18 protein-coding genes and 1 pseudogene are annotated in these 23,237 nt (G+C 62.4%); 8 read left to right on the forward strand and 11 right to left on the reverse strand.

Annotated features, from left to right (window positions below; translation table 11 throughout):
* Positions 1 to 21: 21 nt before the first annotated feature.
* From AC1XDK_RS15540 to AC1XDK_RS15565, 6 genes are all read right to left on the reverse strand, one after another.
* Positions 22 to 900 (reverse strand): carbohydrate ABC transporter permease, encoded by an 879-nt coding sequence (locus tag AC1XDK_RS15540; RefSeq protein ID WP_483350822.1) that lies wholly within the window; start codon positions 898 to 900, stop codon positions 22 to 24.
* Positions 897 to 1,850, reverse strand: a complete 954-nt coding sequence (locus tag AC1XDK_RS15545; RefSeq protein ID WP_483350824.1) for a carbohydrate ABC transporter permease — start codon at positions 1,848 to 1,850, stop codon at positions 897 to 899. The genes AC1XDK_RS15540 and AC1XDK_RS15545 overlap by 4 nt, the downstream gene beginning before the upstream one ends.
* A gap of 7 nt (positions 1,851 to 1,857) precedes the next feature.
* A complete protein-coding gene (locus tag AC1XDK_RS15550) occupies positions 1,858 to 3,408 on the reverse strand; it encodes an ABC transporter substrate-binding protein (protein WP_483350825.1) in 1,551 nt (516 codons plus the stop codon).
* Between the two features lie 196 nt (positions 3,409 to 3,604).
* Positions 3,605 to 4,573 carry a D-2-hydroxyacid dehydrogenase gene (locus tag AC1XDK_RS15555; protein ID WP_483350826.1) on the reverse strand — a complete coding sequence of 323 codons (969 nt, stop codon included), beginning with the start codon at positions 4,571 to 4,573 and terminating at the stop codon, positions 3,605 to 3,607.
* A 97-nt stretch (positions 4,574 to 4,670) separates the two neighbouring features.
* Entirely contained in the window at positions 4,671 to 5,933 is a 1,263-nt protein-coding gene (locus tag AC1XDK_RS15560) for an MFS transporter (protein ID WP_483350828.1), read from the reverse strand.
* A gap of 4 nt (positions 5,934 to 5,937) precedes the next feature.
* Positions 5,938 to 7,155, reverse strand: coding sequence for an enolase C-terminal domain-like protein (locus AC1XDK_RS15565; protein WP_483350829.1), 1,218 nt, complete (start codon positions 7,153 to 7,155; stop codon positions 5,938 to 5,940).
* A 117-nt stretch (positions 7,156 to 7,272) separates the two neighbouring features.
* Between AC1XDK_RS15565 and AC1XDK_RS15570 the strand changes: the two genes are divergently transcribed.
* Positions 7,273 to 8,193, forward strand: coding sequence for a dihydrodipicolinate synthase family protein (locus tag AC1XDK_RS15570; protein ID WP_483350830.1), 921 nt, complete (start codon positions 7,273 to 7,275; stop codon positions 8,191 to 8,193).
* 89 nt (positions 8,194 to 8,282) lie between these two features.
* The gene (locus AC1XDK_RS15575) at positions 8,283 to 9,959 is read left to right on the forward strand and encodes a TCP-1/cpn60 chaperonin family protein (RefSeq protein ID WP_483350832.1); all 1,677 of its coding nucleotides are present in this window, start codon (positions 8,283 to 8,285) and stop codon (positions 9,957 to 9,959) included.
* On the opposite strand, the gene AC1XDK_RS15580 is transcribed toward AC1XDK_RS15575, so the two are convergent.
* Positions 9,960 to 11,516: a TCP-1/cpn60 chaperonin family protein gene (locus AC1XDK_RS15580; protein ID WP_483350833.1), complete on the reverse strand. Its 1,557-nt coding sequence runs from the start codon at positions 11,514 to 11,516 to the stop codon at positions 9,960 to 9,962.
* Positions 11,517 to 11,659: 143 nt separating this feature from the next.
* On the opposite strand from AC1XDK_RS15580, the gene AC1XDK_RS15585 reads away from it, so the two are divergent.
* From AC1XDK_RS15585 to AC1XDK_RS15605, 5 genes are all read left to right on the forward strand, one after another.
* Complete coding sequence (locus AC1XDK_RS15585; RefSeq protein ID WP_483350835.1) at positions 11,660 to 13,201, forward strand: extracellular solute-binding protein; 1,542 nt, start codon at positions 11,660 to 11,662, stop codon at positions 13,199 to 13,201.
* An 83-nt stretch (positions 13,202 to 13,284) separates the two neighbouring features.
* Positions 13,285 to 14,232, forward strand: a complete 948-nt coding sequence (locus tag AC1XDK_RS15590; protein WP_483350836.1) for a carbohydrate ABC transporter permease — start codon at positions 13,285 to 13,287, stop codon at positions 14,230 to 14,232.
* Between the two features lie 2 nt (positions 14,233 to 14,234).
* A complete protein-coding gene (locus tag AC1XDK_RS15595; protein WP_483350837.1) occupies positions 14,235 to 15,062 on the forward strand; it encodes a carbohydrate ABC transporter permease in 828 nt (275 codons plus the stop codon).
* A gap of 90 nt (positions 15,063 to 15,152) precedes the next feature.
* Positions 15,153 to 16,328, forward strand: coding sequence for an ABC transporter ATP-binding protein (locus AC1XDK_RS15600; protein ID WP_483350838.1), 1,176 nt, complete (start codon positions 15,153 to 15,155; stop codon positions 16,326 to 16,328).
* A 53-nt stretch (positions 16,329 to 16,381) separates the two neighbouring features.
* Positions 16,382 to 17,437 (forward strand): 3-isopropylmalate dehydrogenase, encoded by a 1,056-nt coding sequence (locus tag AC1XDK_RS15605; protein WP_483350839.1) that lies wholly within the window; start codon positions 16,382 to 16,384, stop codon positions 17,435 to 17,437.
* 36 nt (positions 17,438 to 17,473) lie between these two features.
* Here AC1XDK_RS15605 and AC1XDK_RS15610 read toward each other — a convergent pair whose 3' ends face one another.
* Entirely contained in the window at positions 17,474 to 18,598 is a 1,125-nt protein-coding gene (locus AC1XDK_RS15610) for a zinc-dependent alcohol dehydrogenase (protein ID WP_483350840.1), read from the reverse strand.
* Positions 18,599 to 18,765: 167 nt separating this feature from the next.
* On the opposite strand from AC1XDK_RS15610, the gene AC1XDK_RS15615 reads away from it, so the two are divergent.
* The gene (locus AC1XDK_RS15615; RefSeq protein ID WP_483350842.1) at positions 18,766 to 19,668 is read left to right on the forward strand and encodes a dihydrodipicolinate synthase family protein; all 903 of its coding nucleotides are present in this window, start codon (positions 18,766 to 18,768) and stop codon (positions 19,666 to 19,668) included.
* Positions 19,669 to 19,698: 30 nt separating this feature from the next.
* Here the strand turns inward: AC1XDK_RS15615 and AC1XDK_RS15620 are convergent, their stop codons facing one another.
* The 3 genes and pseudogenes from AC1XDK_RS15620 to AC1XDK_RS15630 all read right to left on the reverse strand — a co-directional run bounded on the left by AC1XDK_RS15620 (position 19,699) and on the right by AC1XDK_RS15630 (position 23,220).
* Entirely contained in the window at positions 19,699 to 20,844 is a 1,146-nt protein-coding gene (locus AC1XDK_RS15620; RefSeq protein WP_483350843.1) for a mandelate racemase/muconate lactonizing enzyme family protein, read from the reverse strand.
* A gap of 73 nt (positions 20,845 to 20,917) precedes the next feature.
* A pseudogene (locus tag AC1XDK_RS15625) lies at positions 20,918 to 22,089 on the reverse strand (enolase C-terminal domain-like protein).
* Positions 22,090 to 22,134: 45 nt separating this feature from the next.
* Positions 22,135 to 23,220, reverse strand: coding sequence for a mandelate racemase/muconate lactonizing enzyme family protein (locus tag AC1XDK_RS15630; RefSeq protein WP_483350844.1), 1,086 nt, complete (start codon positions 23,218 to 23,220; stop codon positions 22,135 to 22,137).
* Positions 23,221 to 23,237: the final 17 nt, after the last annotated feature.

Genomic DNA, 23,237 nt, shown 5'->3' on the forward strand with positions numbered 1-23,237 from the left:
TGTGGCTCGTTGTCTGTTCGATCATTCCTTCAACGCCCCCGCTGTCAGGCCGCTCACGATGTAGCGCTGGAAGAACAGGACGATGAGGATGGTCGGAAGAACGGCGACGATGCTCGCGGCGGCGAGGCCCGCCCACTGAACCGAAACGTCGCCGACGAATTTGAAAACGGCGACGGAAATCGGCATGGATTGCAAGTCCGTCGTCACGATGAGCGAGAAGAGGAACTCCCGCCACGAGTAGAGGAAGGTGAGGATGGCGCACGCGGCGACACCGGGGGCCGCGAGCGGCAACGCTATCTTCCAGAACGCTTGGAACTTCGTACAGCCGTCCACCCGCGCCGACTCGTCCAACGCGGGCGGGATGGACATGAAGAAGTTCCGCATGATGTAAATCATCAACGGCAACCAGAGGTAAATCTGGGCGATGATGATTCCCGGCAGCGTGTTCAGCAACCCTCCCCACGACATTATCTGGTAGTAGGGAACGACGAGGCCGATGGGCGGGAACAGTCGCGAGAACAACACCCCGATGAAGATGATGTTGTCGCCACGGAACCGATAGCGGCTGAACGCGTACCCCGCCGGGGTGGCGAGGACCATCACGACTGCCGTCGTCGCCGTCGAAATGATGAGACTGTTCAGTAGCGCCTTCCAGTACTGTTGGCCGATGAGGACCTCGTAGTACGAGTTCAACGTCGGATTGCGCGGAAGGTAGTGGAGATTGTACACCGCGCCGTTCGTCTTGAACGACGTGAGTAGCTCCCAGAACAGGGGAACGATGACGCTCAACACCGCGAGCGCAAGCACGAGGTGCACGATATACGGGCTCTCGACGACGTCCCAGAACCGCTGTTTGCTCTCGTAGCTGATTCGCTCGTATCCTTCGTTCGGCGTACTCATGAGTCCTGAACACCTCCCATAATTTTCGTGACGTAAATCACGGCCACGATCAACGAGATGAGGATGATGAACATCGCGATAGCCGACGCGTATCCGTAGTCGAAGTTGATCATCCCTTCCCGATAGATGTAGAGGCTGAACACCGTCGTCCGCGTTCCGGGACCGCCCCGTGACAGCGGGAATATGATGGCGAACGCGCGGAAGGCGAACATCCAGTTCATCAGCGCGACGATGGCGACGTACGGCCGCAGGTACGGCAGCGTGATGGCGCGAAACGTTTGGAACGTCGTCGCCCCGTCGACCTTCGCCGCGTCGTACATGTGGTTGGGAATGGACTGCAAACCGGCCAGCAGGACGATCATCGCGAACGGCAGTCGAGCCCACGCGTCCGTGAACGTCACGATCGCCATTGCGAGGTTATGCTGGGCCAACCACGCGTACGGTTGGTCGAGGATACCGAGGTCCATGAGGACCATGTTTATCAAGCCCAGTTTGTTGCCGGTAAATATCCACTTCCAGATGAGGGCAACGACGGCGATAGGGATTGCCCACGCGAACATCATCACCGTCGAGTAGGTGTTTCGGAGTCGTTGGTTGGTGACGTGATTGATGGCCAGCGCGACACAGAGCCCCCCGCCGAGGCTCAGTGTGAGCGACCCGAACGAGTAGACCAACGTGTGCCGAAAGTACGTCCAGAACTCGTCCCTGCTGAGCATGTCGGTGTAGTTCTGGAGGCCGATGAACCGCGTCGGAACGCCCGGTAGGGTCAGGTAGAACGACTGTCTGAACAGTTGGAGTACCGGATAGATGAAGATGGCCGTGATGACCAACAGGGCCGGCCCCAAAAGGACGAGGAGGATGTGGTCGTTGACGAACTGGGAAAGACGGTACTTCACCTCCTCGTACGCCGTATCGGGCTCGCCGAACGCGGTATCTGTTTCATATGACATTGGATGATTATTGTCCGAGGACCTTGTCGACGTAGTCCTGTGCGTTATCGAGCGCTTTCTTGGGGGACACGTCACCCGCGATGGCCTTCTGACATTCCTGGCTCACGTGTTGTTTGATGGGCCGTTCCTGCGGGAAGACCTCCGCCTTGTTCAACTTCATCTGCTCGCCACGGATCTCCGCGTAGTTCGCGGAGTTGGTCTTCGCCGCTTCCGTGTAGACGTCCTTGGAGTAGGATTGGTTGCCCTCGACGACGAACTCCCACCACTGGCTCGTGAGGCTGAGTCGGGTATCGAGATAGAGCATCGCGGCGAGTTTCTTCTTCGTCGGCGCGTTCACGTTGATGCCGAGGCCGGTGGGAGACGCGATGCCCGCCCGAGTCGGGTTCGGCGCGTCTTTCCCGCCTTTCGGGCTGAGCGTCGGCGTATACTGGCCGTCCTTTTTGAACTTCGCCATCGCCTTGGGCACGAGGTCGCCGTACACGGGAACCATCGCGAACTGACCCGAGAGGAAACCGTCGGCCAAGTCGCCCTGTCCGTAATTGACCACCTCGTCCGGCACCCATCCCTTGTCGTGCCACTCGACCATCTTTTCGAGTGCGACCTGGGCTGGCTTGCTGTTCACCGTCACTTTCCCGCTGTCGTCCATGAACTGACCGCCCGCCTGGTAGAACATCTTCATGAAGTCCCGCATGGTGTAGACGCGTGAGGACCCGCGATAGGCCCACGCGTACGTCCCGGTGCCTTCGAACGCCTTCATGGCGGCCTCCAAATCGTCCCACGTCCACGTTCCGTCGAGGATGGCTTTCCGCGATTTCTCGGGGACCCCCTGTTTCTTCAGGAGGTCCGGGCGGACGTGGATGAGGCTGGCTTCCAAGTACGTCGGACCGGCATAGAGGTGGTCTTTGTACTTGAGCGAACTCTTCATCACCGGCTGATACGGCTCCCACATCTCGTCCTTCGGCATCAGTGCATCGAGCGACTCGAGGTTGTTCCCGGAGACGAACGACGAAAGCGAGTCGGTGATGACCACGTCGAACATCTCGGGTTTCCCCTTCCCGGCTTGCAGGAACGCCGTCTCCTTCGGGATGGCCTGGTCGACCACGATTTCGAGCGGGTTGAGCGTGATTCCCGACCGGTCCTCGAACAGGGCGTAGGTCGCCACCGTCGCCGGGTCGTACTTCAACGACCCGAAGTTGAGTATCTGGAGTTCGCCGACGTCGCCGACGACGTCCTCCCACCCGTCCGGGAGCTTGTACGGCGAGGATTTGAGCGACTTCGAATCCTTCCACGCCTGTTTGTTCGTGAGCTTCTTTTCGGAAGGGACCGCTTTTCGGTCCCCGATCTTCCACTCGTCGAGCGACGTCATGCGACGCTTCTGCCAGTCGTCGGCGAAGCCGATCTTCTTCGCCTTCTTCGTGAAGTCCTTCGACCCACCGCTGCTGCCTCCACCGCCCCCCATGTCGGTACATCCTGCGAACGACCCGAGCAGTCCGGCGCTCGCGAGCGTGGAATACTTCATCATCTCTCTGCGTCCAATGCCGTCGTTACCCTTTGGCATAGTATTACACTCTTAGTGATTGTTCATATAATTATTGCTCAATACTATAATATTAGAAATATATCTAAATATTCTTATTTTAAATTTTCTATATTTCGTCACGCTCCGACAGCGGACAGTCGCTGGCAACGGACTCAATCGATGGGCCCGTCACAGACGTTCACTCCCCATCCGCGCGATAATGTAGCTAGGTCGACTATTCGGATCCTGCCACCTGATTTTCCAGCTCGCGGTATTCCCCGGTCTCGTCCACCCGCTCCAGGTTGCGTGCGAGAATATCGGCACATCGCTCGTAGTACTTCGGGGTATGTCCGGCCATGTGGGGAGTGATGTGAACGTTCTCGAAGTTCCACAGCGGGTGGTCTTCGGGAAGCGGTTCGGGGTCGGTGACGTCTAATGCCGCACCGCGAAGTTGGTTACTCCGCACGGCGTCGAGCAACGCATCGGTATCGACGACCGGCCCACGGGCGACGTTGACGAGGACGGCGTCCGGAGCGAGGACGTCGAACTCCTCCGCACCGATGAGTCCCTCCGTCGTCTCCGTGAGCGGGCACGCGAGGACCACGTAGTCGGTCCGTGCGAGCGCAGACTCGAACTCGGGGCCGTCGAAGCCGACCACCTCGTCCGTCGGACCACCTTTTGCGGGCGTGTATCGTACACCGATGGTCTCGACCCCGAACGGTGCCAACCGCTCGACGATTGCCTGTCCGATGGCACCAAGCCCGACGACGGTGACGGTCGCACCCTTGAGTTCGTGGGCTTGGTAGTGCTCCCACCGGCGGTCCCGTTGTCGACGCCATCCCTCGTCGAGTCGGCGTGTGAACACGAGCAAGTTACCGAGGACCTGTTCGGCCATGTTCGGCGCGTGGATTCCGGACCCGTTCGTCACCGCGACACCGTGCGATTCGAGTTCCGTGAGGGGAAGGTGTTCGTATCCGGCGGAATAGCACGCGAACAGCCGCATGTTTTCCGCGTTCGCCAGCAGTTCGTCGTCGATTCGCTTGCTCGTGACGACGGTCGCGTCGGGGATTTTCTCGATTTCCTCGCTGCGCGTTCGCGCCAAGTCGACTTCGGCGGCCGGCACTCGCTCACTGATCGCTGCCGCGTACTCCTCGATGGGCATTCCGTGCGTCCCCGACTTCAGTACCAGTATCGTTCGCACCATTACGAACGGTTCGACCCACGAGAACGGTATAACTGTTCCGCCGCGGTACGATTCCGTTCGCCTTCGGATTCGTTCCGGGCGGGGGTTTCCCCGACGGTTAGTCGACGGCCGGCATCCCCGTCGCACCGGTCGGTTCGTAGCTCTCGGAGACGAAACGAATCACCAGCGCCGCGCCCAGCCACGAAAGGAGGGTCGCGGCGAGGAACGTCGTTTGAAAACCCACCGTCATCGCGGAGAAACCGAACAGCGGGGGAGCGACGACCCCGCCGAAACCGCGTGCCGTCGACCGGAGACCGATGAGTTCGGATTCGCGGTCGGTGGGGGCCACGTCCCCGATGAAGGAGATGATGCCCGTCTGGAGCGCGGAAAAGGAAGTACCGAGACAGAACAGGCCGAGTCCGGCGACGAGCACCTGTTCCGAGAGCGCCTGCGGCACCGTCGTGAGGCCGAGAAGGAGCGTGTAGCCGCCGCTCCCGACGAGACCGGAGACGATGAGGCGCTTCCGACCGACGCGGTCGGAGAGCCGTCCCATCAGGTACATCCCGGCGATTTGGACGGCCGGATTGATGGCGAGGAGAACTCCCATCACGAACGGGGAGACCCCCACGTTCGAGACGAGATAGACGGGAAGCAGGCTCGTCATCCCGAGGACGGTTACACTTCGAAGGAAGGAGGCGACGTACAGCCACTGAAGGCCGTTCGTTTGCAGGTGGTCGATACCCGTGGTCGGGACGAGTCGGCCGAGCGTGTTCTGTGCGATGAGGCCGAGTGTCACCTCACGGCTTTTGTCGGGAGTCGGGTCCTCGACGGCGAGGCAGGCAACGGCGACGACGCCTGCGAAGCCAGCGAGCAGGAGGTAGACGGTCGAACGGGGGAACAGTTCGATGAGCGCCCCGGAGGTGAACTGGCCGAGCATGAATCCCACCGCGGCGGCGCTCGAGAACAGTCCCACCGCCCGACCACGCCCCGAATCGCCGCCTCGTTCGCTGACGACCGTCAGCATTACGGGCAAGAAGCCCGCCGCGAATATGGCGAAGAGGGTGCGGAAGCCGAGCGATATCCCGACACCGCCGACGAACGTCAATGGAAGAATTGCGACGGCCGCACACGCCGCCGAGAGGACCAACACCGTTCGCCGACGGCCCGTAACGTCCGCGACGGCACCCCATACCGGGGAGAACACCATCAGACCGAAAAAGAAGGTCGCCGTAACGAGACTGACGTCGAAGGGGGTCCCGACGCGGCCGATATAGATGGCCATGACCGTTCCCATCAGGATGGACCCGCCCTTGTTGGCGGCGGCGGCCGTCGCGATAGCCGCGTCCTGTCTGCTCGCACGCCGTATCAACCCTGCTGGCACGGTATCACCACCGGGGTTTGTTCGGCAGCCAGTCGCCCCGGCCGATGTCGTCCATCGCGCTCGCGTACTCGGTGGCCATCGAACCGACGCTGGAGTACGCGAGCGGGTCGGATTCCTCGTACCGCCGCCGTGCTCGCTCCAGTTTGTCCTCGTCCAGTTCGACGCCGAGACCGGGACCTTCGGGAGTGAGGCAGCCGTTTTCGAACGTAAGGGGAGTCTCGATGACGTCCTCGGCCATCCACGGATAATGGGAATCACAGGCATATCGTAGCGTGGGCATGGCCGCCGCGACGTGTGCCATCGCCGCCATGCTCACGCCGAGGTGGGAGTTCGAATGCATCCCGACACCGAGGTCGAACGTCCGTGCGACCCTGTCCAGGTCGACGTTCCCCGACAGACCGCCCCAGTAGTGGTGGTCAGAGAGAATGACGTCGACGGCTTCCCGGCGAACCGCGGGTGCTATCTCGTCGAAATCCACGACGTACATGTTCGTGGCGATGGGATAATCGACGTACTCCTTCAATCGCTGATGGGCGTTCAGGGTCGGAACGGGGTCCTCGAGAAATTCGATGGTGAGGTCGGACTCTCGCAAACGACGGGCAATATCGACGGTCGTCTCGACGCTCCACGTTCCGTTCGGGTCGATTCGGAGCGGCGTATCCTCGCCGAACTCCTCGGCCAACAGTTCGAGGGTTCGAATCTCCTCGTCCGGTTCGAGGACGCCACCTTTCACCTTCAGAGTCTCGAAGCCGCCCGTTTCGACGAACTCCCGTGCCTCGCGGACCATGTCCTCCGCGGACAACACCTCGTACCCAGCAACGGCGGCCGAATCGGGGTCCGAGTCCTCCTGTTTGTAAAAGAGGTACCCCGAAAACTCCACCTCGTCACGGACCTTTCCGCCGAGGAGGTTGTACACCGGTTCGTCCAGCGCGCGGCCGATGAGGTCGTAGAGGGCAGTGTCGACCGCGCCGTAGACCATCGGGTCTTGAAGTTTGAGTTCGAGGGGTTTTCGCTCGAAGGGGTTCGCTCCTTCGACGAGTTGGCGAACGTGTTCGAGCGAGTCACTTTGGTCCCCGTACGTCTCACCGATACCGACCTCCCCGTCGGCCGTCGTGAGGCGGAGTATCGTTCGTGCCGCGACGTCACTATGGCCACCCCACGAGTTTCGGAGACGGGGTTCCCGGTGTGCGACCGGGAAAACTTCCATGTCTGTGATACGCATATGTGGGATGTTGACGTACCGTTCTATTAATCCTCGCTTCGGGAGTGATGAGGGAAAACGACCGCTCCTGGAAGCAAGTCTTTTTGTAGTTTCCTGATAGTACGTCACGTGATACCAATGGACTATGAATCGCTGAGACAGGACCTCAGAAACGTCGCATTTACCAATCCGACACCGTTCACCGAAGACGGCGAGGCGGTGAGATACGACGAACTCGCGTCGAACGTCGAATTCATCCGGGATGCGGGCGCGGAGGTGATCGTTCCCTGCGGGAACACGGGCGAGTACTACTCCCTCTCCAACGAAGAGCGGGTTGCCGTCGTCGAAACGACCGCCGACGCCTTCGGCGAAGCAGGGACTACCGTCGGTGGCGTCGGCGGGAGCACGAAGAATGCGACGATGCTCGCCGACCGGTACGCCGACGCGGGAGCGGACGCCATCATGGTGATGCATCCCGTCCACACCTACGTCCACGAGGAGGGCGTTCTCGATTACTATCGTGCTATCGCCGACCACACGGACCTCGGCGTCGTCCTCTACAAACGTGGGCCGGAACTCACACACGACCACATCTGTGAACTCTCCGCCCGTGGGAACGTCGTCGCGGTCAAGTACGCCGTCGACGACATCGCCGCGTTCTCGAACGGCGTGCAAACGACGCCCGGCGACATCGTCTGGATCAACGGCATCGCCGAGCGGTACGCCCCGTCGTTCTCCCTCGAAGGTGCCGAGGGATTCTCGACAGGTATTGGGAACTTCGTCCCCGAGCAAGTGCTCGCCCTTCAGGAGGCGCTCGAAGACGGTGATTTGTCCCGGGCGACGGAAATCCGCGACCGGCTTCGGTCCTACGAAGACCTCCGGCAAGGGACGGGCGCGAACAATCGATTCGGTTCCGCGAACAACGTCCCGGCCGTGAAGTACGGTCTCGACCTCGTGGGACAGTACGGTGGCCCCGTCCGCGAACCGCTCGTCGACCTCTCGGAGGTTGACCGGGAACGCGCCGAGGAGTGCTATCGGGCCATCGTTTCATCGGTCTGAATACCTGGTGTGTCTACCTCACCGTCGTTGTCCCGCTGAACGGCAGTCGGTGGGCAAGTTTATACGTTCCACTTGCAAAAATCGTGTCAATGAATGTCGATGGAACCGAACCCGGTGTCGAGGGCGTCGACAGGAGCGAATGGTCGCTCCAAGACGAAGAGGCACGTGAATACGTTCGCCGGACCACGGAGCAAGTCGCTTCGCTCGTCCGCTCCACTATCGGTCCGTACGGGCTCGAAAAACTCGTCGAGACGCACGACCTACAGGGGGAACGGGAAGCGGTACTGACCGGGAACGCCGAGGAGATACTCGCCGCGGTCGAACGAGGCGACGGTTTCAACGACCCCGTCGCCGCCCTGTTCGTCGACTGTGTCGACTCGATGCAACGGTCGGTCGGCGACGGTACCGGGACCGCGGTTCTCCTCGCAAACGAACTCATCCGTCGCGGCCTCGACCTTATCGAGCAGGGTCTCCACCCGAGTAGCATCGTCGTCGGGTACGCGATAGCGGCCCAGCGAACCGGCGAGGTCCTCGATACGCTCGCACGGGAGTGTACTCCCGAGGACCGTGACACCTTCGCTCGTATCGCCTCGACCGCGATGACCGTGGACCTCGACGACGCCCGCGAACGCTACGCGGAACTCGTCGCCGAAGCCGTCGCCTCGCTCGCCACCGCGGCCGATGGCAGTTGGTTTGACACGGACGACGTCGCAGTGGTCGTCGGCGCCGGTGCGACCGACGGCCTCCATCGAGGGGTCGTCCTCCGACGGCTCCCGGGCGCGGCCCGTGAGCACGAAGACGTTCACGTCGAGTTCGACTGGGAACCGGCCGTCGAGGGTGAACTCACGGACGCGACGGTCGCTATCATGGACGAAGCACCCGCCTTCGGCGAGGCCGCCACGTCCTTCCGTGAGTCCACCGTCTCCCCCGACCAACGCGCCGCCGACCGCCGGGCACTCGCCGACCGTCGGAGCGCGTTCGTAGAGCGTATCGACGAACTCGACGTCGACGTCTTCGTCTGTCGGGACGAAGTCGAGGACGCCGTCGCCGGCGCACTCGAGGCTCGTGGAGTCGTCGTCGTGGACCGGGCACAGTATCCGAAGTCCGACGTCCACCGCCTCGCACGCGCGACGGGTGCACGGGTCGTCTCCAACAGTGGGGACATCGGGCGCGACGTCCTCGGGACGGCGGGGCGGGTCACGGAACTCGTACGCGAGGACGAGAAGTGGGCGGTCTTCGACGACTGCAGTGGTCCAGTCTACACGCTCATCGCTGGGACCGAGACGGAAACGGCCAGAATCGAACGGGAACGCACCATCGAAGACGCCCTCGAAGTCGCTTCCGTGGCGGCCATCGACCGGCAGTTACTTCCGGGCGCTGGTGCCGCCGCGACGGCCGTTTCGGTCGACCTACGGCGGTTCGCCCGTTCGGTTTCCGGAAAGGAGCAACTCGCCGTCGAAGCGTTCGCCGCCGCGTTGGAAACCATCCCGGAAGAACTCGCGCGGAACGCGGGACTCGATTCCGTCGACGCCGTCGCTGCACTCCGTAACGCACACGCGGGGGACGACCCCCTTCCGTTGGGCCTCGATTTGGAAACGGGCGACCCCGTGAACACCTACGACACGGGTATCGTCGAACCGCGTCGAATCTTTTCGCAGGCCACCGAAACCGCCCGTGCCGTCGCCGAACAGTTGTTGACCGTCGACGCAGTGCTCTTTCCCAACGTCGATGAGGAACAGTTCACCCCCCGAACGGAGCACGAGTAATCAGCGAGGCGGGGCGACGGGGGTGTTCCCGTCGTCGAGGTCCCCGGCGAAAATTTGCTCGTCGACCCGCAGAAATCGGATTGCAAGGTCGGTGGCGGTGTTCCAAACGGCTCTCCGGTGTGTCACGGGTTCGGCGACTGGACTCTCGGTGAGGACGTCCCGTATCTCCCCACGGGTGGAGTCCACTCCGATTGCGTCACGGCCCGTCGAGTGTGCCGCCACGAGACGAGCGATGGCCGTCCAGCCATCCAACCCACCGTTTCGAGCGAGCGCCCGTGGTACCGCGAGCAGACCGTCCGCGAACGCTTCGACGGCGAGTTGTTCCTTCCCGGCGACGGACGGTGCGTGGTCGTGAATCGCTCGGGCCGCACCGACTTCGACCGCCCCTGCTCCGGGGACGATTCGTCCGTCCGTCCGCGCGGTGGCGGTCGCGTGGACGGCGGCCTCGACCGACCGCTCGAAGGCATCGGTCGAACGAGGGTCGGGTGCGCGGCAGAACAGCGTGTAGACGGGGGAGGTATCCGCCCGGACGTGAACCATGTCGTGGCCCGCGTGACGGTTTACCGAGACGGAACCGTCACCGAGCGTCTCCCGGGAAACGTCATCCAACGACGGGACGACCATCGCTCCCGTCGCACGCGCGACGAGGGCGACGTCCGCTTCGTCGAGCGCCGAGAACGCGATGATACCACGGTTGGCGAGCATGGTGACGACGCGGTCGTTGACCCCTCCGGTCGTGAAAACCGCCCGACATCCGGCGTCGACGACGCGATCCAGCGTTTCGATGAACGACGCGTGCTCCCGGTCACCCACGGCCGCACGGGTCTCGAACCCGTCCACCGAGAAGGCGCGCTCGGACCCGTCCAGTTCGGAGACGTGAGGAACGTCGACCTTGCCGGAGAGCACCGCGACACCGGCATCTCCGACGTCCCGTGGCATCGACCGGACGTCCGGTGACGTATCGACGATTACGCCGGGAACGAGTTTCGATTCGGCTGACGCCGCCCCGACGTGAGAGACCACCGTCACGTTTCGACCGACTTCGGACTGCGGGCCGGTGGCAGTGAGAACGGTATCGACCGCCTCGGTAATGAGGGACGCGGTCATGTCGCGAATAGCGGGGTCGCGCGTCCCGGTCAACGCCGTCGCCGCAACGGCCTCCGCGCCGACCGACGAAAGGGGGCGTGCATGCGTCCCAACGTACTCGTCCGCCACGGTCATCGCCTCACGATATCCCCGTTCGATGACCGTCGGGTGACACCCCAGTTCCGTCAGCCGACTCGCCTCGCGGAGAAGACCCCCGAGCACCGTCACGACCGAACTCGCGCCGTCCCCGTGTACCTCGTGAAATCCCTCGACCCCCGTACGGAGGAGTTCTACCGAGGGATTCGAGACGTCCAGTTTCTCGATAACGGCGGACCCGGCGGCCGTCGTCGTGACCGTCCCGTCCGCCTCTACGACGAGTTTGTTCGCACCGAACGGCCCGAGCGTCGAATCGACGACGTCGCACACCGCCCGCACGTCCCCGAGGGGATCGAATCCATCACCGTTTGTCATGCCTACTCCGTGACCGCCCCCCACCTTAGGTTTATCGTGGTTCGTCGGTTTCGAATCGAATCATCGAAGGTTTTGTTTGGAACGAAGTGAGCGATGATTAATCGGCAAAGTTTATTATACCCTCTTGGTCAAGTAAAGATGGGATGCCATTAGATAACACAGGCCAGAACGAAGGCAGGTCCCTTTCCCGTCGGACTTTTGTCAAGGGAACGGGCGCTACGGCCGCGACGGGGGCACTCGGTGCACTTGCCGGTTGCTCCAGTGGCGGAAACGACAACAACAACAACGGAGGCGGAAACAACGACGGAGGAGGAAACAACGACGGTGGTGGCGGCTCCGGTTCGAGCACCATCCAGTTCATCTCCGGGATGGCCGCCGAGAACTCCGATATCCGGAATCACTATCAAGATTCGATGAAGGATTTCCAGGAGAAAAACGGGTCGGTGAAAGTCAACCTGCAAGCGGTCTCATACGGGGACATCAAAACGAAGCTGTCCTCGACCGTCAACGCCGGGAATCCGCCCGCGATAGCGGAGGGAGGCGCACTCGGACTGAAGTTCTTCAATCAGGGTAAAGTACCCAACCACAAGCCGTTCTACGAGAAGACGAAGGGCATGCCCGACAACCTGACTGCCGCGAACAAGGAGTCCGCCCAGTTCCGCGGGGACTACTGGTCCGGTGGGGCACAGCGCCACACGAACACCAACCTCGGGATCAACGTGCAAGCGTTCAAGAAGGCGGGCGTCAGCAACCCGAAGAAGGACCTCGCCACCTGGAGCGATTTCTACGGGTATCTCGAAAAGATCGACAAGAACCAGGACATCATCGCCTGGGAAGAAACGGGCGTCTACAACGACCTCGAATCCTACTGGGGCGAGGCACGTACCGCATACACCGACGGGACCGACCCGTGGATTCGCGGCGACCCGAAGGACCCGGACATAATCGTCGGAAGCGACCACAAGGACGCGCCGAAGACCGACGGGATGGTCAAAAACTGCATCAAGCTCGCGAAGCAGTTCTCGAGCAAGAAGTCCGCCTCACGGGGTGACGAGGAGATACCGTCGCTCATGCTCACCGACCGCGTCGCGTCCTTCATGTACGCGACGCCGACCGCAAACCGCTGGCGGCAGGTCAAATCGGACGTCAAGTTCGGGTGGCAGGGCGGCGACGGTGACGTAATGCTGCTGCCGGACCCGAAACTCGACCCGGACTACGGCTCCAAGGTCGGCATTTCCGAACTCGAGGGTGTCTCCGGAGAACACGGCGGTCACATGTGGGCAGTAGAACAGCAGACGTCGATCTTCGACACCAGCGACAAGAAAAAGAAAGCGGCGTGGGACCTCAACATGTATCTGCTCACCGACGAGGACTTCGCGCTTCCCGCGTGGGGCGAGTACTACGAGGCGATTCCCGGTTACGCCCCGATGAGCGACAAGCTGACCAAACAGTACGGCGACAAACTCGCATCGTGGACCACGACGGCCATCGATAACGTGGACAAGTACGGCAGTCAGTACGCTACGACCGGAGCGGCTTGGGACGTGAAGGGAACCAGCGATATTCGCTGGAACAACATCAACAAAACCATCTCGTCGGCCATAGCAGGTCAGGTTTCTGCTGATGAAGCACCGAAGAAAATCAACCAGAAGATCAAGAAAACGTTAAAGGAGCAAAACAAATAGTCAGCGCAGCTGAATCGTCGATAACTGTTCCACGAATAACTATCCAAATCTTTTTGACAAGGGGTATCCAGTGTTTGGGTAACATGGCGCAAGCTGCACAGAGTGCCGAAGAAATTCGACGGAAATACGGACTGACAGAGGAGTCGGTCTGGGACCGTCTGAAACGGAATTGGACCGGTTACCTATTCATAATCCCGACGTTCATAATGTTCGCGTTGCTGTTCTACATTCCCATGGTTCAGGGAGTGTGGTTGACATTTACGAACGCCCAGCTCGGTAGTGGCGGGAGTTTCATCGGCCTCGACAACTATCAGTGGATGATTACGAACGATCTGTTCGTGTTCGCACTCGGCTGGACGATCATCTTCGTTTTCTCGACGACGCTTCTCCAACTCGGGCTCGGTATGCTCGCGGCCATCCTTCTGAGCGAAATCAAAGAGGGCTCCCGGGAATGGTTGAGTGCGATCATCATGTCCCCGTACTTTTCGGCCCCGCTCGCGGGCGGAGTCGTCTGGATGTGGTTCCTGAGCCCCGACTTCGGGTTTCTCGCGAAGTTTTTGGGCGACATCGGGATACAGAACGCGCCGTCGTTCCTCTCCCAAGGACTCTGGCCGTACGTCTCCATCATCGTGGCGCAGGCATGGCACGACTTCGGGTACGCGGGTATCATCTACTCGGCTGCCGTAATCAACATACCGAGCGACCAGTACGAGGCTGCCGCATTGGCGGGTGCTGGGCGGCTCCGTCGGTTCCGTGACGTCACGCTGCCACACCTCATCACACCGACCATCATCGTTCTCGCGCTCCGTACGGCGTGGAACATCGCCGAGTTCGCCCAGCCGTTCCAACTGACCGGCGGCGGTCCTGGTACTCGAACGATGCTGTTGAGCATCCTTACGTACCAAGTCGCGTATGTCAAACTGAACTTCGCGCGCGCATACACCATCGGGATGGTGATGATCGTGCTAGCGATGGCAAGCGCCATCTTCTACGTGACCATTATGAACGAGGAAGAGGACCTCTACCTATAACCATGCTAAACGAAACAAGACGCTCACGATACCTGCTGTACGCTGGCCTGTTGATCATGTCGATCTGGGCGCTCCTGCCCTACTACTGGGTCATCCGGACGTCCGTCCTGACCAACTTCGCCGCCATCGACCCATCGACGGGATACACCCCGTTCGCGCACTTCACACTCGACCCGTACTTCCAGATATGGAATTCGTTCGCGATGACGACGTACTTCAGGAACAGCATCATCGTCGCGTTGGCCGCGACGGTCATCTCGCTGTTCTTCTCCATTCCCGGCGCGTACGCGTTCGCTCGACTCGACTTCCCCGGACGCAAGCTGTTGTTCTACACCGCCGTGTTCACGATAATGTTCCCGTGGATCGTCATCACGATTCCCGTGTACAACATCTTCTACGCGATAGGCTTGATCAACTCTTTGACAGGCATAATCGTCGCGCTGTCCATCTTCGTCCTGCCCCAGACCATCTGGCTCCTTCAGGGATTCTTCCGGCAGGGCATCCCGCCGAACATCGAGGAAGCGGCACTCATCGATGGACACTCGGAAATCGGTGCGTTTCTGCGCATCGTCCTGCCGCTGTCGCTGCCCGCCGTCGGTGCGGCCGCCCTCTTCTCGTTCCTCACCGCGTGGAACAACTTCCTGTGGGTGTTCGTCCTGACCAGCGACAAGAACGTCCGGACGGCGACCGTCGCCATCCACTACATCCTCGGCAGCGACGCGTTCCGGCAGTGGAACCTGTTGATGGCTGCGGCGGTGCTCCTCGTGCTGCCGCCGGTCGTCTTCTATGCACTCTCACAACGCTTCGTCGGGGAGGGCCTCGCCGGGTGATATCGATGCAGGAACGCACGTCTCACGCGGTCGAAGTAGTACGGGCCGACAGACAAACTCGTAGCGGTACTGACACGGAGGACCTGTAACATGGCAAACGTAGAATTCGACAACGTCACCAAGGTGTTCGACGGCAGTTCGAACACCATCGTCGCGGTAGAGGAACTGGACCTGAAGATTCAAGACGGCGAGTTCGTCGTCTTCGTCGGCCCCTCGGGCTGCGGGAAGTCGACGACCCTTCGAATGACCGCGGGGCTGGAAAACATCACCGATGGTGAACTCCGCATCGACGGACAGCGCGTCAACGACGTCTCGCCGAAGGACCGGGACATCGCGATGGTGTTCCAGTCCTACGCGCTCTATCCCCACAAAACCGTCCGCGGGAACATGGCCTACGGTCTCAATTTGAGCACCGACCTGACCGACGCGGAGGTCAACAGTCGCGTCGAGGAAGCCGCGGAGATGATGGGCATCGACGACCTCCTCGACAAGAAACCGGCCGCGCTCTCGGGCGGCCAACAACAGCGCGTGGCGACGGGTCGTGCCATCGTCAGGGAACCCTCGGTGTTCCTCTTCGACGAACCGCTGTCGAACCTCGACGCGAAACTCCGAAAGCACATGCGAACGGAACTCTCGCGTATCCACTCGGAACTCGACATCACGACCGTCTACGTCACGCACGACCAGGAGGAGGCGATGACGATGTCGGACCGCATCGTCATCCTCAACGACGGTCGGCTCCAGCAGGTCGGCAAACCCAAGGAGGTGTACTATCAGCCAGCGAACCGCTTCGTCGCGGACTTCATCGGGAGCCCCTCGATGAACTTCGTCGAGGTGGAACTGGAGGACAACACCCTCACCAACGGCGAGAGCTTCGACTTCCACGTCAGTGACGGATTCGTCGACACGCTCCGAAGCGTTTCGGACGGCACGCGGTTCGCGTTCGGTGTCCGCCCGGAGAACGTGCGTGTGGACGACGACGTCGACGACGCACGAACCGTACAGACGACCGTGGACGTCGTCGAAGTCATCGGGTCCGACAACTTCCTCTATCTCGACTTGGATGGACGGGAGTTCCGTGTTCGCTGTCCCTCCTACATCGAACCGGAGGAGGGTGATGTAATCACGATCACCTTCGACGACGAAGCGATACACCTGTTCGACGAACGGACCGGCGAGGCGCTCGTCCACGGAACCGTCACCCACGAGTCGGGCGAGATGCCGAACCCCGCGAAGGGAGAAGAGGAACGCGCAGTCGGCAACTGATTTTATTTTCCGTCACCGCTAGTTATTTGTTCCCGTCGCACCCCACTATGGCCATGACGCACGACGTAGCGGTGATTCCGGGCGATGGTATCGGTCCCGAAGTGGTCGACGCGGTCCGTCCACTGCTGGAGGATGCCGCCCAGGAGTACGGTTTCGAACTCACGTTTGCCGATTTCGACTGGGGTACCGAACACTATCTCGAACACGGGGAGATGATGCCGGACGACGGCACTGACGAAATCGCGGATCACGACGCAATCCTCCTCGGTGCGGTCGGTCACCCCGACGTTCCCGACCACGTCACGCTCCGGGGACTGATGTTACCCATTCGGAAGACGTTCGACCAGTACATCTGCAAACGTCCCTCGGTTCTCTTCGAAGGCGTCGAATCGCCGCTCCGGGGCTACGGTTCGGGTGACATCGATTTGGTCGTCTATCGCGAGAACACGGAGGGGGAGTACGCGGACGTCGGTGGGCGTGAACACCGCGGGTTCGACAACGAGGTGGCCATCCAATCCGCCGTGTTCACACGGACGGGCGTGGAGCGCATCGTCCGCGCCGCCTTCGAGGAAGCGGAGGAACGCGACAGGATGGTCACTAACGTCACCAAATCCAACGCGCAGGCCTACGGGATGGTCCTCTGGGACGACGTGTTCGACGAAGTGGCCGAGGAGTACCCCGACATCGAAACCGAACGCCTCCTCGTGGACGCGGCGTCGATGGACTTCATCCGTCGCCCCGACGAGTTCGACGTCGTCGTCGCTTCGAACCTCTTCGGCGACATCCTCACCGACATCGGCGCGATAATCTCCGGGAGCATGGGCCTCGCACCCTCCGCGAACATCAACCCCTCCGACGACGTTCCTTCGATGTTCGAACCCGTCCACGGGTCGGCACCGGACATCGTCGGTCAGGGCGTCGCCAATCCGCTGGCGACGGTCCTCTCCGGGTCGATGCTCCTCGACGACCTCGGCGAATCCGACGCGGCGGACGCGCTCTGGCGCGTCGTCACCGAACAACTCGCGGACGGATTGGCTCCACGAACGCCGGACCTCGGTGGCGACGCCGGGACGACGGACGTGGTGGCCGACCTCCGCGACCGCCTCTGAATCGAGTTCCTGCTCCGGCCGGAGACGGGTCGAACGTCACCGGTTCGGATGGATGGTCGCGCGGTAGGCCTCGCCAGCGGCCTGCGCTTCGTAGGCGACCTCGGCCTCGTCGAGGCCGACGCGACAGTCGAACAGTTCGCGGTAAGGGAGGTCGTCGGCCGTCCGGTCGAGCAACGAGATAGCTGTCTCGAACTGGTTGGGCGGGTAGGCCAGACTTCCACGAATGGAGAGTTCCTCGTGGATGAGTTGTGAGGGGTCGACCTCGGCAGTCCCGTTGGACGCGTAGTGGCCCACCTCGACGATAGTACCGGCCTTCCGCGAGATGTCGATGGCCTGCTCGAACGCGCTCGGGTGTCCCACGGCCTCGATGACGACGTCCGGTCCGTCGCCGCTCGGCGTCAGTTCGTCGATGGCGTCGATGAAGGCGTCGTCCTCGTACTCGCTGATATCGACGGTGTGAGTCGCGCCGAACCGCTCGGCGAGGTCGAGACGTTCCTCGACCATGTCGACGGCGATGACCTGCCCGGCACCCGCGTGGTTCGCGGCCGCGGCCACGAACATCCCGATGGGGCCGGCACCCTGTACGACGACGGACTGGCCGATGCCGAACCCCTCGCGAATCCACGGAACTCCCGGTTGGTAGGCGAGGTCGAAGGCGTGGGTGGCGACGGAGAGCGGTTCGACAAGCGCACCGAGTTCCACGTCGAGGTCGTCGGGAAGGCGGAAGAAGTGTGCGTCCTCCTCGATGACGAAGTACTCGCTCATCCCGCCGTGGACGTGTGGCGCGTCATCGACGCCGCGAAAGCCGTACACCTTTCGGTCCGTGCACGCGAGCGGGTGAGCGGAGACGTGGTCGGTGTACCAGTCGTCGACGACGTTGATGCCGGGAACCACGGTAACCCCGTCACCCGGTTCGATGCGATTGCCCGCGGAGTCGGTCGTAACGTCTTCACCGATGGATTCGACGGTGCCGGCCAATTCGTGACCGGGCACGACCGGGAAGTCGAGGGCCAACCCGCCCTCCCGCATGTGAACGTCCGAGCCACAGATGCCGGTCAGTTCGACGCGCACGAGCAGTTCGCCGGACCCGATGTCGGGGACGTCGACCGTTCGAACGTCCATCTCACCGGATTCGTCCATGACGAGTGTTTGTGAATGCATCACACACAACCAGCGCAACGAGGTACAAATAGATTGGCGTGCATCTGAGTCGGCCGGAAACTAGACCGGGTTTCGGTCGGCTGTCGGACTCGCCGCGTTCGTCCCGATTTTCGGCAAGAATCGACCATCAGGTAAGAATTAACTCCCCGCATCCGCATGGTTTACCCATGTCATCATTCGGTGCGGAGGCGTTCGAGGGTGTGCTGTGCCCCCTCGTCACGCCCTACGCGGACGGCGACGTGGACGAGAGTGCGCTCGCGAGGTTGGTCGAACGAATCGACGACGCCGGGATGGACGGCCTCGTCCCGGCCGGAACGACCGGCGAATTCGCGAGCCTCTCCGACGACGAGTACCGAACCGTGCTGGAGACGACGGTCGATGCCGCCGACGGCACTCCGGTCCTCGCGGGCACCGCTGATACCACCGTCCCCGGCACGCTCGAACGGATCGAAATGGCGGCGGATGCGGGCGCTGACGCCGCCTTAATCGTCCTGCCGTACTTCCACGGGGCGAACGACCCGGCGGGCAACGAACGGTTCCTCTCGGCCATCGCTGACGACGCGTCGCTCCCTATATTCCTCTACAACATTCCGTCCTGTACCGGGCAGGAAATCGCCCCCGCCACCGTCGAAACCGTCGCCCGCCACCCGAACGTCCACGGACTGAAGGATTCGAGCGGCGACTTCAACTACTTCCTCGACGTCGCGGACCGCGTGCCCGACGACTTTCGACTCTTCCAAGGCTTCGACAGCTACGTCGTTCCGGGGATGCTCATGGGGTCTTCGGGCGGCATCAACGCGCTGTCGAACGCGATTCCGGAGACGTTCGTCGCCGCCCGCGACGCGGTGGCAGCGGGGGACGTAGAGCGGGCGCGGAAAATCGGCGCTGAGCGAATCGGGCCCCTCTTCCAGCAGTGCGTGACCCACGGCTTCGCGCCCGCGACGAAGGCCGCCATGGAGTCGCGGGGATGGCTGGAAACCGCCGCGGTTCGACCGCCCCTCGTCGAACTGGACGCTTGGGTCAAAGCGGAAATTGCGTCGGGCGTCGAACGCGTGCTCGATTCGGGCTGATCCGTCGTTCTCCCCGGCGGACGACGCCGGTCACGCGAGCGGATCGGACCGATACCGTTCGACTGCGTCCCGGTCGAGCGTCACCCCGAGGCCGGGGCGATCCGGTATCGTCACGCGGCCGTCCTCGACGGGGAAGGACTCCTCGGCCAGTTCCCAGCGGAGCGGCGAGTCCTCGACGCAGTATTCGAGCAACGGAGCGTTCCGGATGGCCGCGACGATTTGGAGGTTCGCCGCGACGACGAGTTCGGTGCTGTACCCGTGGGGATAGACCGGGATGCCGCGCTCGGCGGCGAGCGTCGCTATCTTCGCGAGATGCGTGATACCCCCGGACCGTGCGACGTCCGGTTGGACGCCGTCGGGTCGCGCCCGTCGGATGAACTCGCCGAAGCCGTAACTCGCGTACTCCTCCTCGCCGCCGACGATGCGAGTTCGACAGGACTCCCCGATGCGGGCGTAGCCGTCGAGGTTGTCGGCGGAAACCGGTTCTTCGACCCAGAACAGGTCGGCCGCCTCGTCCAGTTCGGTGACTGCTTTGACCGCGCCCTTCACGTCGTCGCGCCAGACCATGCCCGCGTCCACCATCAGGTCGACGTCCGGGCCGAGCGTTTCGCGGGCCGCTTCGACCAGTTCGCGGTCGTGAGCCCGGTTCCGTCCGAAGCCACCCCAGCCGAATTTGATGGCCGTGAACTCGTCGTCCAGTGCCCGCTCCGCCTCGCGGCGGACGGCGTCGGTGTCCGACGGGTCCTCCGGAAAGAGCGTGCTGGCGTACGCCCGCACCGAATCGCGGTACTTCCCGCCCAACAGTTGATACACCGGGCGGTCGACCACTTTCCCCATGACGTCCCAGAGCGCCGTGTCGATGCCGCTCATCGCCGTGAGGGCCGCGCCCTTGCGACCGTAGTAGTACGTCCGGTCGTACATCTCGTCCCACAGGACTTCCACGTCGAATGGGTCGCGCCCGACTACGACCTCCTTCAACCCCGCCGCCTTGTCGTGGGACGGCGGTGCGTTCACGATCGCGTCGACCACTGCGGGCGAGGAGTCGGCCTCTCCGACGCCGGTGATGCCTGCGTCGGTTTCCACTTCGATGATCGCCGCGTCCTGCGAACCGTCCGCCTTCGCGGCCTCGACGTCGGACAGGGAGAGCGTGTGCACTAGTACGTCCGTGATTTCCATGCCCTTCTCACGAACCAACCCCACCTAAATCCTGGTGCGGTGAGAACGTGAGGTCAGATGAAATCGCGGGCTACTAGTGGACGCGGCCGCCGAGTCGGTTCCCTTCGATGTACTCCCAGTCGTACTCGACGCCCAGACCCGGACCCTCCGGCACGGGGAACGTCCCGTCCGCGGCGACTTCGTCCATCGCGTCGGTGTACCCACCAGCGTAGACGGGTGCCTCGGCGTGTGGCGCTCCACACCCGGGGTGGACCAGACCGAGTTCGTAGTAGTTCGAGTTGCGCGTCGCGGCCAGACAGTGGCGTTGGGCGGGTCCGGAGAGGTGATACTCGACGTCGAGACCGAAACTCTCGGCGGCGCGCGCGATTTTCATCGCGCCCGTTATGCCGCCGTCCCACTCCGGGTCGGCGCGCACGAGGTCCGCCGAGTCGTTAGCCATCAGGTCGGCGTGGGATTCGAGTCCGCGCAGCATCTCACCCTGTAGCAGCGGCGTCTCCAAGGCGTCGGCGAGTTTTCGATGCGCGTGCATCGACGTGCCGCCGTCGCTGTACGGGTCCTCGTACCAGAAGAAGCTCTGCTCGTCGCACGCTTTGCCGACCGTCAGCGCGTCGGCCCACGTTTCGTACTCGCACACCGGATCCATCATCAGGTCCATTTCGTCCCCCACGCGCTCGCCCACCGCGCGGACGATTGCGACGTCGTCGGCGATGTCGCGACCGTCGAGGCCGCCCCACGGGTGAATCTTGTAGGCGGGATACCCCAGTTCGAGGCACTCCTCCGCGAAATCCGCGTACGCCGCCGGGGAATCCAAGCCGTCGTCGGGACTCCCGAAGTGGTCGAGGCGTACGCCGGGAGTTCGGCCCGGTAGGTGCCGAGGAGTTCGTGAATCGGCGCGTCGTAGTACTTCCCGGCGAAATCCCAGAGCGCGATGTCGATGGGACCCATTCCCATTCGGTCGTACTTACGGAGGGCGCGTTTCATTTCGCTCCAGAGTTTCTCACGCGCGAGCGGGTTCCGATCGACGAGGTAGTCCGCGACCATGTCGATTTGTGCGAACGCGGGTGGATTGCTTCCGACGTACTCGCCGGCGACGCCGGTATCCGTCTCGATGCGGACGGCGTACGTCGTCCGCTCCAGTTCCTTGCCGGGTTCGTACACCAGGTCGAATCCCTTCGGATTTCGCCGCACGTCGGGGAGTGAGTACGTGAACTCGAACGTCTCGATTTGGGTGATAGTTGGTGACATACAACGTAATTTCGTGAACGAGGCTTCAACGTTCGGGTACCCGTTTCAGATTTCGTACTCGGAACGCACGTCGGAACTGATCCGATAGCCGTGGCCGGGTTCCGTCGAGAGGACGATCCGTCCGTCGCGGACCTCCGGGGCGTTCTCGACCACATCCGTGACGTCGTACTCGGGGATGTATTCGACGAGCCATCCATTCGGGACGGCGGCGACGACGTGAGCGACGATCGGATAGTAGATGTGCGGTGCGAGCGGGACGCCCGAGCGCTCCGCGAGCGTCGCCACGTCGAGCATCCCCGAAATCCCTCCGGCCCTGATCAAGTCGGGTTGTGCCACCGATATCCCACCCGTATCGAGGAGTCGGTGGAAGCGCTCCGGTCGGTAGAACATCTCGCCGCCCGCGACGGCGGGCGATATGGCGTCCGCCACCCGTCTAAAGCCGGGTTCGTCGAACTCCGAGATCGGTTCCTCGACCCAGTCGACGTCGAACTCGGTGAGTGTGGTGGCGACACGAATCGCCTCGGCGACCGTCCACGCCTGATTGGCATCGACGAACAGGGCGGCGTCGGGACCGATGGCATCCCGAACCGCTTCGACGCGAACCACGTCCTCGGCTAGCGACCCGCCGCCCACCTTCGTTTTGAACGCGGTGAAGCCCGAATCGGCGTACGGACCGTGGAGGTCCGCGAGTTCGTCCGGACCGTAATCGGCGTCCATGCGCGAGCAGTACGCCTGAACCTCGCGCTCGTTCCCGCCGAGAAAACGGTAGAGCGGTTCGCCCGCGGCCTGTGCCTTGAGGTCCCACAACGCGACGTCGATGGCAGCTCTCGGGTGGGCGGACATGCCGAGTTCGCCCGGATAGTAGAGCGTTCGGCCGCGCATCTCCTCGCGGAGGGCCGCCGTCTCGAACGGGTTACGCCCGACGAGAAGGTCGACGAATGTCTCCTCCAGATAGTGGCGAAAGGTTTCCTCGGCGCGCCACGTTCCGAACCACCCCGTGCCGGTCAGTCCTTCGTCGGTTTCGAGTTCGACGACGACCCAGTATCGCTCGGAGACCGACGAACGGGAATCCCCGATGGGTCGGTCGAGCGGAACCCGCATCACGTACGTCTCGACGTCGATGATTTCCATGCCACCCATCCGCGCGC

The organism is Haladaptatus sp. HS23 (assembly GCF_056892285.1).

What these genes read in the sequence shown, in the direction of transcription:
- AC1XDK_RS15595 (WP_483350837.1), top strand. Translation starts at nt 14,235, where the DNA reads ATGCTAAACGAAACAAGACGCTCACGATACCTGCTGTACGCTGGCCTG.
- AC1XDK_RS15540 (WP_483350822.1), bottom strand. Translation starts at nt 900, where the DNA reads ATGAGTACGCCGAACGAAGGATACGAGCGAATCAGCTACGAGAGCAAA.
- AC1XDK_RS15605 (WP_483350839.1), top strand. Translation starts at nt 16,382, where the DNA reads ATGACGCACGACGTAGCGGTGATTCCGGGCGATGGTATCGGTCCCGAA.
- AC1XDK_RS15615 (WP_483350842.1), top strand. Translation starts at nt 18,766, where the DNA reads ATGTCATCATTCGGTGCGGAGGCGTTCGAGGGTGTGCTGTGCCCCCTC.
- AC1XDK_RS15550 (WP_483350825.1), bottom strand. Translation starts at nt 3,408, where the DNA reads ATGCCAAAGGGTAACGACGGCATTGGACGCAGAGAGATGATGAAGTAT.
- AC1XDK_RS15610 (WP_483350840.1), bottom strand. Translation starts at nt 18,598, where the DNA reads ATGCATTCACAAACACTCGTCATGGACGAATCCGGTGAGATGGACGTT.
- AC1XDK_RS15590 (WP_483350836.1), top strand. Translation starts at nt 13,285, where the DNA reads ATGGCGCAAGCTGCACAGAGTGCCGAAGAAATTCGACGGAAATACGGA.
- AC1XDK_RS15565 (WP_483350829.1), bottom strand. Translation starts at nt 7,155, where the DNA reads ATGCGTATCACAGACATGGAAGTTTTCCCGGTCGCACACCGGGAACCC.
- AC1XDK_RS15575 (WP_483350832.1), top strand. Translation starts at nt 8,283, where the DNA reads ATGAATGTCGATGGAACCGAACCCGGTGTCGAGGGCGTCGACAGGAGC.
- AC1XDK_RS15580 (WP_483350833.1), bottom strand. Translation starts at nt 11,516, where the DNA reads ATGACAAACGGTGATGGATTCGATCCCCTCGGGGACGTGCGGGCGGTG.
- AC1XDK_RS15630 (WP_483350844.1), bottom strand. Translation starts at nt 23,220, where the DNA reads ATGGAAATCATCGACGTCGAGACGTACGTGATGCGGGTTCCGCTCGAC.
- AC1XDK_RS15570 (WP_483350830.1), top strand. Translation starts at nt 7,273, where the DNA reads ATGGACTATGAATCGCTGAGACAGGACCTCAGAAACGTCGCATTTACC.
- AC1XDK_RS15545 (WP_483350824.1), bottom strand. Translation starts at nt 1,850, where the DNA reads ATGTCATATGAAACAGATACCGCGTTCGGCGAGCCCGATACGGCGTAC.
- AC1XDK_RS15600 (WP_483350838.1), top strand. Translation starts at nt 15,153, where the DNA reads ATGGCAAACGTAGAATTCGACAACGTCACCAAGGTGTTCGACGGCAGT.
- AC1XDK_RS15555 (WP_483350826.1), bottom strand. Translation starts at nt 4,573, where the DNA reads ATGGTGCGAACGATACTGGTACTGAAGTCGGGGACGCACGGAATGCCC.
- AC1XDK_RS15620 (WP_483350843.1), bottom strand. Translation starts at nt 20,844, where the DNA reads ATGGAAATCACGGACGTACTAGTGCACACGCTCTCCCTGTCCGACGTC.
- AC1XDK_RS15585 (WP_483350835.1), top strand. Translation starts at nt 11,660, where the DNA reads ATGCCATTAGATAACACAGGCCAGAACGAAGGCAGGTCCCTTTCCCGT.